This is a genomic window from Cupriavidus sp. U2 (genome assembly GCF_009663685.2).
Classification (GTDB): Bacteria; Pseudomonadota; Gammaproteobacteria; order Burkholderiales; family Burkholderiaceae; genus Cupriavidus; species Cupriavidus necator_C.
The window spans coordinates 52,466-64,627 of record NZ_RCOG02000027.1 but is presented as its reverse complement, the minus strand read 5'-3'; the positions used below and the strand labels follow the sequence as shown (position 1 = coordinate 64,627).

13 protein-coding genes are annotated in these 12,162 nt (G+C 67.1%); 8 read left to right on the top strand and 5 right to left on the bottom strand.

The window, feature by feature from the left end; translation table 11 throughout:
- The first annotated feature begins 19 nt into the window (after nt 1–19).
- The 7 genes from D9X30_RS19880 to D9X30_RS19850 all read left to right on the top strand — a co-directional run bounded on the left by D9X30_RS19880 (nt 20) and on the right by D9X30_RS19850 (nt 5,872).
- Nucleotides 20–481, top strand: a complete 462-nt coding sequence (locus tag D9X30_RS19880; RefSeq protein WP_153948803.1) for a DUF2127 domain-containing protein — start codon at nt 20–22, stop codon at nt 479–481.
- 115 nt (nt 482–596) lie between these two features.
- Nucleotides 597–887 carry an antibiotic biosynthesis monooxygenase family protein gene (locus D9X30_RS19875; RefSeq protein ID WP_153948804.1) on the top strand — a complete coding sequence of 97 codons (291 nt, stop codon included), beginning with the start codon at nt 597–599 and terminating at the stop codon, nt 885–887.
- A gap of 69 nt (nt 888–956) precedes the next feature.
- Nucleotides 957–1,595, top strand: a complete 639-nt coding sequence (locus D9X30_RS19870; protein WP_153948805.1) for a CDP-alcohol phosphatidyltransferase family protein — start codon at nt 957–959, stop codon at nt 1,593–1,595.
- A 113-nt stretch (nt 1,596–1,708) separates the two neighbouring features.
- A complete protein-coding gene (locus D9X30_RS19865; protein ID WP_228770985.1) occupies nt 1,709–2,407 on the top strand; it encodes a DUF1254 domain-containing protein in 699 nt (232 codons plus the stop codon).
- Nucleotides 2,337–3,221, top strand: a complete 885-nt coding sequence (locus D9X30_RS19860) for a DUF1214 domain-containing protein (protein WP_228770986.1) — start codon at nt 2,337–2,339, stop codon at nt 3,219–3,221. The genes D9X30_RS19865 and D9X30_RS19860 overlap by 71 nt, the downstream gene beginning before the upstream one ends.
- Before the next feature lie 131 nt (nt 3,222–3,352).
- Entirely contained in the window at nt 3,353–4,468 is a 1,116-nt protein-coding gene (locus D9X30_RS19855) for an NADH:flavin oxidoreductase/NADH oxidase (protein ID WP_153948806.1), read from the top strand.
- Nucleotides 4,469–4,609: 141 nt separating this feature from the next.
- Nucleotides 4,610–5,872: an MFS transporter gene (locus D9X30_RS19850; protein WP_153948807.1), complete on the top strand. Its 1,263-nt coding sequence runs from the start codon at nt 4,610–4,612 to the stop codon at nt 5,870–5,872.
- Nucleotides 5,873–5,896: 24 nt separating this feature from the next.
- On the opposite strand, the gene D9X30_RS19845 is transcribed toward D9X30_RS19850, so the two are convergent.
- Nucleotides 5,897–6,379, bottom strand: a complete 483-nt coding sequence (locus D9X30_RS19845; RefSeq protein WP_153948808.1) for a cupin domain-containing protein — start codon at nt 6,377–6,379, stop codon at nt 5,897–5,899.
- 349 nt (nt 6,380–6,728) lie between these two features.
- Here D9X30_RS19845 and D9X30_RS19840 point away from each other — a divergent pair, with 349 nt between their 5' ends.
- Nucleotides 6,729–6,896, top strand: a complete 168-nt coding sequence (locus D9X30_RS19840) for a hypothetical protein (RefSeq protein ID WP_194946553.1) — start codon at nt 6,729–6,731, stop codon at nt 6,894–6,896.
- Nucleotides 6,897–6,983: 87 nt separating this feature from the next.
- On the opposite strand, the gene D9X30_RS19835 is transcribed toward D9X30_RS19840, so the two are convergent.
- The 4 genes from D9X30_RS19835 to pepE all read right to left on the bottom strand — a co-directional run bounded on the left by D9X30_RS19835 (nt 6,984) and on the right by pepE (nt 12,089).
- Nucleotides 6,984–8,435, bottom strand: coding sequence for an aldehyde dehydrogenase family protein (locus D9X30_RS19835; protein ID WP_153948809.1), 1,452 nt, complete (start codon nt 8,433–8,435; stop codon nt 6,984–6,986).
- A 230-nt stretch (nt 8,436–8,665) separates the two neighbouring features.
- A complete protein-coding gene (locus tag D9X30_RS19830; RefSeq protein ID WP_153948810.1) occupies nt 8,666–10,423 on the bottom strand; it encodes an ATP-binding response regulator in 1,758 nt (585 codons plus the stop codon).
- A gap of 35 nt (nt 10,424–10,458) precedes the next feature.
- Nucleotides 10,459–11,115 carry a response regulator gene (locus D9X30_RS19825; protein ID WP_153948811.1) on the bottom strand — a complete coding sequence of 219 codons (657 nt, stop codon included), beginning with the start codon at nt 11,113–11,115 and terminating at the stop codon, nt 10,459–10,461.
- Nucleotides 11,116–11,393: 278 nt separating this feature from the next.
- The gene (gene pepE, locus D9X30_RS19820) at nt 11,394–12,089 is read right to left on the bottom strand and encodes a dipeptidase PepE (RefSeq protein WP_153948812.1); all 696 of its coding nucleotides are present in this window, start codon (nt 12,087–12,089) and stop codon (nt 11,394–11,396) included.
- Nucleotides 12,090–12,162 lie beyond the last annotated feature (73 nt).

The following is a 12,162-nucleotide window of genomic DNA, read 5'->3' as shown; positions in this document are numbered from 1 at the left end:
TGATTTTCCCGACCCCGTCATGGCGCACGTCAGCCAAGGAATTGGCCTCAAGAGCATTGCCCTGTTCGAAGCCGCCAAGGGCGCCCTGGTGATCCTGGCCGGGCTGGGCCTGGTGGCGTTGCTGCACGCTGACGCCCAGGCGCTGGCCGAAGCCATTGTCGGCCGCTTCCACCTGAATCCCGCCAGCCACTATCCGAAGGTCTTCCTGGCCCTGCTGTCGCATCCCAGCGACGGCCGGCTGTGGGCCATCGGCGGATCGGCCGCGGTGTACGCGCTGATGCGCTTCGCTGAGGCCTACGGACTGTGGTTTGGGCGTGCCTGGGGTAACTGGCTTGGCGTCTGGTCGGGCGGGATCTACATTCCGGTGGAGCTGTACGAGGCCGTGCGGCATCCCACGTGGATCCATGTGGGGCTGGCGGTGGCCAACGCGCTGGTGGTGGTCTACCTGTTGCAAAGCCTGGCACGCCACACGGTCAAGTAAGCCGGGCAGCCCAAATCTGCTAAGGTAGACGCGATGCCGCGCGCGTGGCGTGCGGCTGCCCTGCCACGCGGTGCTGTCAGACAGCCACCGATATCAACCGCCCTAGAGACCCATCATGATTCACGAAATTGCACAGATCACGATCAAGCCCGGCATGGAAGCACAGTTCGAGGCCAACGTGGCCAAGGCCAAGCCGCTGTTCCTGCGGTCCAAGGGCTGCCATGGCCTGAATCTGCAGCGGTCGATCGAACAGCCGTCGCAGTACGCGCTGGTGGTGGCCTGGGAGACCGTGGAAGACCATATGGTCCATTTCCGCGAGTCCGAAGAATTCCAGCAATGGCGCACGCTGGTCAGCGACTGCTTTGCCGCGCCGCCGGCCGTCCATCACGTCAACACGGTGCTCTGAGCGGCCCCGATCGCAACTGACCGCCCACGCACGTGACGCAGGCGCCGATGCGCCAAAGGAGCCCGCCGCATGTCGACCCCTCAGCAGCGCCCCCGGCATTTCTCGATGCTGCGCGACCTGCAGCTGGCGGATTTCTTCACGCTGGCCAATGCGGCATGCGGCATGGGCTCGGTGTTCTACGCGATGTATTTCGTTGCCGAGCCGTCGCTCAGGCATTTCTATATCGCGGCGGCGCTGGCGCCGGCCGCGTTCATCTTCGATGTGCTGGACGGCCGCATCGCCCGCTGGCGCCACGCCAATTCCGCGCTGGGCCGTGAGCTGGATTCCCTGTCAGACATCATCTCGTTCGGCGTCGGCCCGGCCACCCTGGCTTTCGCCGCCGGCATGCGCGGCGGCTGGGACCTGGCCGCGCTGATCTACTTCGTCTGCTGCGGCGTCAGCCGCCTGGCCCGCTTCAACGTCACGGCCGAGACCCTGGCCGAAGGCTCGGCCCTGGGCAAGGTCAAGTACTTCGAAGGCACGCCCATTCCCACCAGCGTGGTACTTACCGGCATCCTGGCCTGGTGCGCGTCGCACGGGCTGATCGGCGATGCCCTGCCAGCGGGCGCGATGGCCATCGGCCCGGGCACGTTCCACCCGATGTCGCTGCTGTTCGTGCTGAGCGGCTCCCTGATGATCAGCAAGACGCTGCGGATTCCGAAGTTCTGAACAGGCTGGTTGGCATCGAAATCTTTTAGATCGGCTGCGAAGACTTTGAATCGACGGCTTGAGGCGGCTGCGCTATGTTCGGCGCGTGTCCGAATCCTCGAGGAGCCGTTTTCATGCCGAATTCCGTTGCCATCAGGCTGGGCAGCCTGGCGCTGCTTGCCGCCGGGCTTGCCGGGTGTGCGTCGCAGGCACCGTCTTCCTACAAGATGACCACGCCGATCCCGCCGGAGATCACCACGCCGGCGTCGGTCGATACCCGCATCGGCAGGCTGGAGTTTTTCGACGGCGTGCCGACGGCCGCGACGGCCCAGAAGGTCTTTGACAACATCGATTTCGCGCGCGGGGTCGAGGCGTTCCTGAATGGCGTGCCCGGGGCGTCGATGGTGGCCATCCGCACGGGCTTGCGCAGCGTGGGCGCGGTGGACAGCACTGTGGGCGTGTACGAGCAGCTGATGGATTCGAAGTCGATCTACCTGACGCCGAACAGCGAGACCATCTATTTCTGGAACTGGATGGATCTCAAGGACGGCCCGGTGGTGGTGGAAACCCCGCCGAACATCCTCGGCGTGGTTGACGATTTCTGGTTCCGCTATGTCACGGACATGGGCAACGCGGGGCCGGACAAGGGCAAGGGCGGCAAGTACCTGTTCGTGCCGCCCGGCTACACGGGACAGCTGCCGGCCAGCGGCTACTACATCGTCAAAAGTCCGGTACGGCAACCTGCTGTTCGGCCGGGCGTTCATGCAGCATGGCGACCCGCGTCCCGGCGTGGCCGGCCTGAAGGCCGGGCTCAGGGTCTACCGGCTGGCTGACGCGGCACGCCCGCCGGAGACGAAGTTCATCAACCTGTCGGGCAAGGTCATGAACACCGTGCATGCCAACAACTTCCGGTTCTATGAAGAGGTCAACCAGATCATCCAGGAAGAGCCGGCCGGCGCGTACGGCCCCGACATGACCGGCATCTTCACGGCCATCGGCATGCAGAAGGGCAAGCCGTTCGCGCCCGATGCACGCATGAAGCAGATCCTGACCGACAGCGTGGCGGTGGGCAATGCTACGGCCCGTGCCATCGACTTCCGCAATCGCGACCCGCGTACGCTGATCTTCCCGGACCGCCGCTGGACCACGCCGTTCATCGGCGGCAGCTATGAATGGCTGGACAACGGCGCCCGCAACTTCGACGCGCGCACGCTGTTCTTCTACGCCGCCACGATAGACACGCCGGCGATGGCCGTGGCGATGCCCGGCATCGGCTCGCAGTACGCGGCATCCAATCTCGACGCCGCCGGCAACCCGCTGGATGGGGCCAAGACCTATCGCCTGCACGTGCCGCCCAACGTGCCGGTCAAGGACTTCTGGTCGGTGGTGGTGTACGACACGCAGACCCGCTCGATGCTGCAGACGGACCAGCAGTTCCCGAGCCTGTCCAGCGAGAAGTCGCTGGTCAAGAATGCCGACGGCTCCGCCGACCTGTACTTCGGTCCGCAGCCGCCAGCCGGCAAGCAGGCCAACTGGATCCAGACCATTCCGGGCAAGAGCTGGTTCACGATCTTCCGGCTCTACGGCCCGCTGCAGCCGTGGTTCGACAAGCAGTGGAAGCTCGACGACATCGTCGAGGCCTCGTGAACCCGGGCTGACAAGGCGGGAAAATCCACGATGGAAGCGGGGTCAGCAAGGTTTGCGGGCGGCGTCTACAATCCCCCGGGACGTTGCCCGCTCCCGCGCAGGGAGCCCCCTGGATTCCAAGGAAACTCCCCATGCCTCATCTCTTCGATCCGTATCAGATCGGCAATCTTGCGCTCGCCAACCGCATCGCCATTGCGCCCATGTGCCAGTACTCGGCGGAAGAGGGCTCGGCCACCGACTGGCACATGATCCACCTGGGCAGCCTGGCGCTGTCCGGTGCGGGCCTGATGATCGTGGAGGCCACGGCGGTGTCGCCGGAAGGCCGCATCTCGCCGGCCGACCTGGGTCTCTACAGCGATGCCAACGAAGCGGCGCTGGGCCGCGTGCTCGATGCGGTGCGCCGCTATTCGCCGATTGCCGTGGCGGTGCAGCTGGGCCACGCGGGCCGCAAGGCGTCGAGCCAGGCCCCGTGGGAAGGCGGCGCGCAGATTCGTCCCGATGCCCCGACCGGCTGGCAGACCGTGGCGCCATCGGCCGTTCCCCATGCGGCGGACGAGGTGCCGCCCACGGCGCTCGACCGCGCCGGCATGCAGAAGATCCGCGACGACTTCGCGGCCGCGGCAAAACGTGCGGCACGGATCGGCGTGCAGGGTATCGAGGTACACGGTGCGCATGGCTACCTGCTGCACCAGTTCCTGTCGCCGATCGCCAACCACCGCACCGACGAGTACGGCGGCAGCCTGGAGAACCGCATGCGCTTTCCGCTGGAGGTCTTCGATGCCGTGCGCGAGGCGTTCCCGGCCGAGCATCCGGTGTGGATGCGGGTGTCGGCCACCGACTGGGTGCCGAACGGCTGGGATATCGACGGCACGATTGCGTTGTCGCAGGCGCTCAAGGCGCGCGGCTGCGCGGCCGTGCATGTGAGCACCGGCGGCGTGTCGCCGCAGCAGGCCATCAAGTTGGGGCCGGGCTACCAGGTGCCCTATGCCCAGCGCGTGAAGGCCGAAGTGGGCCTGCCGACGCTGGCCGTGGGCCTGATCACCGAACCGGAGCAGGCCGAGGCGATCATCGCCAACAACGAGGCCGACATGATCTCGATTGCGCGCGCCATGCTGTATGACCCGCGCTGGCCGTGGCACGCGGCGGCAAAGCTTGGCGCGCAGGTCGATGCGCCGAAGCAGTACTGGCGCTCGCAGCCGCGCGGCCTGGAGCACCTGTTCCGCAGCGCGCGTTTCGGGCAGCGGTAAGCGCCGCGCGGCGCGGGGAGAGGTGTCCCCGAGGTGTCCCTTTCGCGAGGTTCGGCGCAGGAAACGCGAAAGCCGGCGGCGTCGGCATCCGGCAGACTATGGTGTTCAGAAGACCAAAAACGAACCCGGGGGAGACACCCAATGAACACCGAGCTTTCGCCGGCGCAGACGGCTGAAAACGCGACCGAGGCCCCACAGGCCGCCCAGGCGGCCACCGATAACCACCCGCTGCATGTGGTCCTGCTGCTCAATGTCGGCCACGCGCTGGACCACCTGTTCCTGCTGATCTTTGCCACGGCGGTGGGCACCATCGCGTCGGAATTCGGATTCGCCCGCTGGGAAGACCTGATGCCTTACGGCGTGGGCGCGTTCTTCCTGTTTGGTCTCGGCTCGGTGCCTTCGGGCCGCCTGGGCGACATGTGGGGGCGCCGCCAGATGATGCTGGTGTTCTTCTTCGGGCTGGGCGTGGCGGCGCTGCTGACCGCGCTGGCACAGGGCCCATGGCAACTGGCAGGCGGGCTGGCCCTGATTGGCCTGTTTGCGTCGATCTATCACCCGGTGGGCATTCCGATGCTCGTGCAGCGCGCGAGCCGGCCGGGTTCGGCCATCGGGCTCAACGGCCTCGCCGGCAACCTTGGCGTGGCCGGCGCCGCGTTGCTCACGGGGTTTCTGGTCCAGGCCTGGGGCTGGCGGGCGGCGTTTGCCGTGCCCGGCGTCATCGCCATCGTCTGCGGATTTGCCTTTGCGTGGCTCTGTGCGCCGCAAGGGCCGGCACCGGGCCGCAGCCGCAAGCCACCGCAGGTGGTCTTGCCGCCCCGGCTGCTGGCCCGGGCGCTGGTCGTGATGACGGCGGCCGCCGTGACCGGCAGCCTGCTGTTCAACTTCACCACCAATGGCAACACCCAGTTCCTGACCGAGCGGTTCGACGGGCGGATCGACGATCCGGTCATGATCGGCCTGCTGCTGGCCGTGATCTATGCGCTGGCGTCGTTCACGCAGGTGATCGTCGGCAAGCTGATCGACATGGTGCCGCTCAAGCGGCTGTACCTGTGCCTGGTGCTGGCGCAGATCCCCTGGCTGGTCCTTGCCGCCCATGCGCAAGGATGGTGGCTGTTCGTGGCGCTGCTCGGCGCCATGGTGTGCATCTTCGGCAGCATCCCGTTTACCGACGCGATGATCGTGCGCTACGTCGATGACAGCGTGCGATCGCGTGTCGCCGGCATGCGGCTGGCCGTGTCGTTCGGCATCAGCTCGCTGGCAGTGTGGCTGCTGGGCCCGGTGGTCAAGGCGTCGAGCTTTGCCTCGCTGTTTCTGGCGATGGCCTGCATCGCCGCCTGTACCGCGCTGGTGGTGCTGCTGCTGCCCGGCGAAGCCGCCGCAGGGCAGGGAGAGGCCCGCCGTTGATCCGGGCCCGGCCCTGATCCGCTGTCAGGGCAGCAGGTGGGTATCGTTCGGGGCCTGCGGTGGCAGCTTGATGGCCAGCGACCGGAACTCGCCGCTGGTCGCGATCGAGCCTGCGTGCGCCGCACCTTTCGGAATGATGATGAGGTCGCCGGGCCCCACCTGGTGCTGTTCGTTGCCAAGCCAGAAGGTGCCGGTGCCCGCAATCACATACTGGATCTCGTCGGCGCTGGTGTGATAGTGCTTGGGCACATTGCCCGACTGCACGGCAATCGTGCCGCTCGGCGTGTTCACCAGCCCCTTGCTGCGTAGCGTGCCCATGTTGGGCACCTGCGGGCCGATGTCGTCGTTGCTCATCGCAGCCAGGTTCTTGATGATCTGCGGCGTCAGCGCGGACGGCGGCGTCTGCGCATGGGCCAGCGGCAAGTCCACGTGAGCCGTCAGGAACCCGGCGGCAAAAGTGGCAACGAAAGCGGCCGGGACGGCGGCAAGCACGGCAAGTCGAGGCATGGTGGTCTCCCTTGTTTGTATTGGCGGTCATGGCACTGCGGCAACACGGCTGGCCTGCCATGCCGCGCAGCATTGTCTCACCGGGATCGGCATCCCGCGCCAGGGTCCGGGCATCGGGACTTTCCTCCTTGACTTCCGCAGCCGCGCAAGGCGGTATCGATATCGTCCGCAATCCCGCGCTGCAGCATCGTTCAAACGCCAATAACGAAGGGATTACCATGATTGCCGCGCCCCATCGATGGCGCGACCATCGGCGCAAATAGATTGCAGTGGGCAGTACCCGGGCGCCCCGAAAGCACGCCCGTCATCACAGAAGTAGTCGAAGAACGAACTCTGGGAGACACCAACCATGCAAGTCTATGACGGGCTCGTTTTTGCCTGCGCCATGATCCTTGTCTGCATGTACGCCTATCTGGGCGTGCAGTCGCAGAGCCTTGCGCTGAAATACGTGTCGCCAGCCATCGTGGGCGCATTGACGCTCGTGTATGCGCTGCTGCCGATGCGCATGATCGGCTGATCGCCGCCGCGCAAATGAAAACCCCGCCAGGCCTTGGCGGGGCTGCGCTGTTGCGCCGGCCGCCGTGGCGGCCATGCCCGTTGACGCCTAGCGCAGCGACAACCAGATCGCCTTCGGTTCCGTGAAGTTCTCGATGGCGGCGTCGCCATGCTCGCGACCCAGGCCGGAGTCTCCCGCGCCGCCCCACGGCAGGCGCACGTCGGTGTACCCATAGGTGTTGATCCAGACCGTCCCGGCACGCAGTTCGCCGGCCACCTTGTGCACGCGCTGGATGTCCGCGCTCCACACGCCGGCGGCCAGGCTGAACGCGGTGCCGTTGGCAATGCGCACGGCATCTTCCTCATCGTCGAAGGGGATCACGCTGGCCACCGGGCCGAAGATTTCCTCCTGCGAAATGCGCATCTCGTGCGCCACGTTGGCAAACACGGTGGGCTCGACAAAGAAGCCGCGCTCGCCCACGCGCACACCGCCCGTTACCGCGCTGGCGCCTTCCTGCCTGCCGATGTCGACGTAGTCGAGCACGGTCTTCATCTGCGCGGCCGATACCAGCGGCCCCATGGTGGTGTCGGGGGCGGACGGGTCGCCCACGCGGATGGCCCGGGCGCGCGCCGACAGCCGCTCCACCACTTCGTCATACACCTGGCGCTGCGCCAGGATGCGCGAACCGGCCGAGCACACCTGCCCCGCGTTGAAGAAGATGCCCGAGGCGGCTGCGCGCGTGGCGGCATCCAGGTTGGCATCGGCGAAGATCACGTTGGCCGACTTGCCGCCCAGTTCCAGCGTCACGCGCTTGAAGTTGGCCGCCGCGCCCTGCATGATGCCGCGGCCCACGCCGGGCGATCCGGTAAAGGTCACCTTGTCGATGCCCGGGTGCGCCACCATGGCGTTGCCCACCACGCTGCCCTTGCCGGTGACCACGTTGAACACGCCGGGCGGCACGCCCGCTTCGAGGGCCAGTTCGGCCACCCGCAGCGCGGTCAGCGGCGTGATCTCGGCGGGCTTCACGATCAGCGTGCAGCCGCAGGCCAGCGCCGGGGCGATCTTCCACATGCCGATCATCAGCGGGAAATTCCACGGCACGATGGCTGCTACCACGCCCACGGGTTCGCGCACCGTATAGGTGAGCGCGTCAGGGCGGGCCGGGATCACACTGCCGTGGATCTTGTCGCACCAGCCCGCGTAGTAGCGCACCGTGTCGATCACGGCGGGCATGTCCTGCCGGCGTACGGAGGCCAGCGGCTTGCCGGCGTCCTGGCTTTCCAGCGTCACCAGTTCCTCGGCATGGGCTTCGAGCAGGTCGGCAAAGCGGTTCAGGATGCGCGCGCGGTCTGCCGCGCGCATGCCCGCCCAGCCTTTCAATGCCGTGCGGGCGGCCTTGACCGCGGTATCCACGTCGGCGGCGCTGCCTTGCGCCACCAGCGCAATGGGCGCTTCAGTGGCCGGATTGATGTCGGTGGAATACTCGCCCGTGCCGGGCGGCAGGCGCTTGCCGTCGATCAGCAGGTCATGCCGGGGCAGGTCGGGACGTGAGGCGGTCATAACAGGCTCCTCGCTTGTGTCGTGGTTCTGGAATGACGGGCGCGGTGGCCGAAGCATCACAACAATCAGCCCGCTTTGTTTCTGGAGTGTGGGCGGGCGTCAGACCTAAGTCCAATTAATAGGAATGATTCATTCATACGATTAATGCATGAATGACGGATGTCCTTATCGTCCGACGCCATGCCATCAGGTGTGGCAGTGCCCGACGGCAGCGGAGCAGCCCGGCGCTTTCAGCCAGCGTCGTGGAGCAGGGCGCCGATGGCGGCGTGCAGTTCGCCGGGCACCACGGGTTTGTGAAGCAGGGCGGTGCCGCCGGCGTGGACGTTGCGCAGGCGATCGGCGGCAGTGTCGCCCGTGATGACGATGGCGGGCAGGTCGCGGCCCGTGCGCTCCCGGATGGCGGCAATCGCCTCCAGTCCCGTGCGGTGGCCGCGCAGGCGATAGTCGGCCAGGATCAGGTCCGGCGCGAATTCCGAAAGCAAGGCCAGCGCCTCTTCTTCGGTTTCGGCGGCGCGGTTCGGGCAGTTCCAGACCGTGAGCAGGCCGGACATGGCTTCGCGGATGGCCGGATCGTCGTCGATCACCAGCACGCGCAGCCCATCCAGCCGCGTGGCCGCACCGGGCAGGACCGATTCCTCGGGCGCCGTCCAGGCCAGCGGCAGGCGCAGGCGGAACACCGAGCCCCGGTCCGGTACCGATGCCAGCGTCACCGAGGTGTGCATCGTCCGCGCCAGGCCGTCCACGATGGCCAGCCCCAGGCCCAGCCCCTTGCGCTGGTCGCGCTCGGGATTCCCCAGTTGATGGAACTCGCGGAAGATCGCCCGATGCTGGGTGGCCGGAATGCCGATGCCGGTGTCCCAGACTTCGATCGACATATGGAAGCGCCGCTTGCGACAGGCCACCAGCACGCCGCCCGTGCGCGTATAGCGGATGGCGTTGGCGATCAGGTTGCGCAGGATCAGTTCGGTCAGCGTGGGATCGCCAAAGGCAGTGGCCGTGGTATCGCGCGTGCGATAGACCAGTCCGCGCGCGTTGGCCTGCGGGGCGAACTCGTTTTCGAGCTTGTGCAGCAGCGGCTGCAGCCGGAAGGGCCGGGGCCGCGGCGTGACCACGCCGGCATCGAGCTTGGAGAAATCGAGCAGCGTGTTCAGCATTTCGCGCGCCGCGCCGGACGATGCCTCGATATGATCAAGCAGCTGGCGCTGCCGCGCGTCCAGCGGCGTGCGGCCCAGCGACACCAGGAACAGTCCCAGCGCATGCAGCGGCTGGCGCAGGTCATGGCTGGCCGACGCCAGGAACACCGATTTGGCCCGGTTGGCCTGCTCGGCCTCGCGCTGGGCCTGGCCGGCGCGCGCGGTCTGGTCGCGCAACTGCGAGATCAGCTCGACGTTCTCGAAGCGCAGCGTGAGCGAATGCCGCGCCATGCGCGAGTAGTTGCGCGCGAATACGATCAGCACGAACAGGTACAGCGGGGTGGCCAGGAACATCGGCAGGTAGGCGATATCGTGCGTGACGATGAAGGCCGCCCAGACCGGCACGATGGCCGGGATGAAAAAGCCCACCGCCACAGGCAGGCAAGCCGAGAACACGGCCAGCGCCGCCGCGCTCATGCCGGCAATCAGCGACAGCACGCAGATCACCACGGCGGGCGAGCGGATATCGAGATAGAGCCAGCCCGCCAGCCCCCACAGGCTGCCGATCAGCACCAGCATCGCGGTCATGCTGCGCGCATACAGGCCGGAGCGCGCCTCGGTCAGCCGGTCGCGCATGGCCAACCGGCCAAAGTGGGCGGCGGCGCAGACGACCGCCATCGCCGCTGCCCACGGCAGCGCGCCGGGGTGGCCATCGGTCAGCGACAGCCCGGCGCCCAGGATGATCGCCGCCAGCGCACAGCCCAGCATGGCCATGCCGAAGCTCTGGTCGATCAGCTCCATCTGCGCGGACAGCAGCCGGGGCTCGTCGTAGTGCGGAAGGAAGGGCAACGCCATGGTCGCGCGGCGGGCGGGGCGGGTTGAGATGGCGGTCAGCGATGCGCCTGCACCAGCCCGCGGCGCTGCGCTTCGAGGATGGCCTCCACGCGGCTGACCACGCCAAGGTGGTCCAGGATGGCCGCCACGTGCACGCGCACGGTGTTTTCGGACAGCCCCAGGTGGTAGGCGATGACCTTGTTCGATCGCCCCAGGCTCAATTGTGTCAGCACCTCCAGCTGGCGCGGCGTGAGCTGGCTCGGTTCGTAGGCCGGGCCATCGCCGGCGGCGGGGCGGTCCGCGCCCGAGCCATAACCGCTGCCATCGGCCGGGAAATGCGTGCCGCCCGACAGGCAACTGGCGATGGCGCGTTCGATGTCCACCGCATCGGCAGACTTCGGCAGGAAGCCGGCGATCTCGCGCCGCGATTCGGCGGGGATGGCGTCGATATGCGACGTGCCCGAGACGATCAGGATGCGCGCCGCGGCAAAGTGCCGGCGCAGCACCTTGATGCCTTCGATGCCGTTCAGGCCCGGCATCTGGATATCCAGCAGCAGGATGTCCACGGGCTGGCTGGCGTGGGCCTGCACGGCCTCCATGACCGACCCGGCCTCGATGATCGACGCCACGCTGGGGCTGTCGGCGAGCAGCAGCTTGAGCCCCGTACGAAACAGGGTGTGGTCATCGATCAGCAGGAGTCGGGCACGCGACATGGAAACACGCACAAAGTGCAGGGGGCGACATGGGGATCGATTGGACTGGATTCGACGCGCGTTGTCCATCGCCAGCATTGGGGGCGCGCCGGGGGGACGCCGGCGCCAGCCATGCCATGAATACCGGCCTCTAGTCCGGAAAGATTATTGGCAGCGTAGTGGCGCGATGCCAGCATGTTGCCGTGGACGAATTCCGCGACTTGTCCATACCACTTCTGATACCCGCTCCTCCCGGCTGCGGGTATTTTTTTGTCCGCATCCGGGCCCCGCCGCCGGCGTCAGACCGGGATCGACAGTGGCCCGGCCGTCACGTCCCAGGTCGTGGCATCGAGGAACCAGCGCGCCGCATGTGGACCATGCAGCACGTGGCGATCGCCCGACACACGCACCCAGTCGCCTTCGGGCAGGCCCAGCACCGGGGTATCCGGCGACAGCGTGGTGAATTCGGACAGCCGCTGGTCGCGTGTCTCGCCCCGGAAGCCTTCGATTTCCAGGTTGTAGTAGTGCGGGTTGATCTGGAACGGCACCAGCCCGAGCGCATCGAAGCCGCCCGGGTCCACCACCGGCATGTCGTTGGTCGTGCGAATGGTCGGCGTGGCCAGGTTGGACCCGGCGCTCCAGCCGATATAGCGCGCGGCGCCGCTGCGCACGCGGGCGGCCATCGGCGCCAGAAGGCCTTGCTGGCGCAGCACCTGCAGCAGGCGGAAGGTATTGCCGCCGCCCACCACGATCAACGTGGCGGCGTTGACCGCAGCCAGCGTATCGGCCTGCTCGTGCAGCGACCGTACCGCGATGCCGACCCGCGCGAAGGCCTCGCGTACCTGGGCGGCGTAGTTGTCCCAGTCGCGCGTCACGCCCGCGTAAGGCACGAACAGGGCGTCGGTACGGCCATCGGCCAGTTCGGCGATGGCTGGGGCAGCGTGAACGAGGTAGCCCTCGTCCGAGGTCGAGTTGCTGAGCAGAAGCAGGTCCATGTCGGGGTGTCGCGGAGTTCCGCCTTGCGGAACGTCGGTCCATAAATCAAAAGAAACCGACAATGGTATGCCA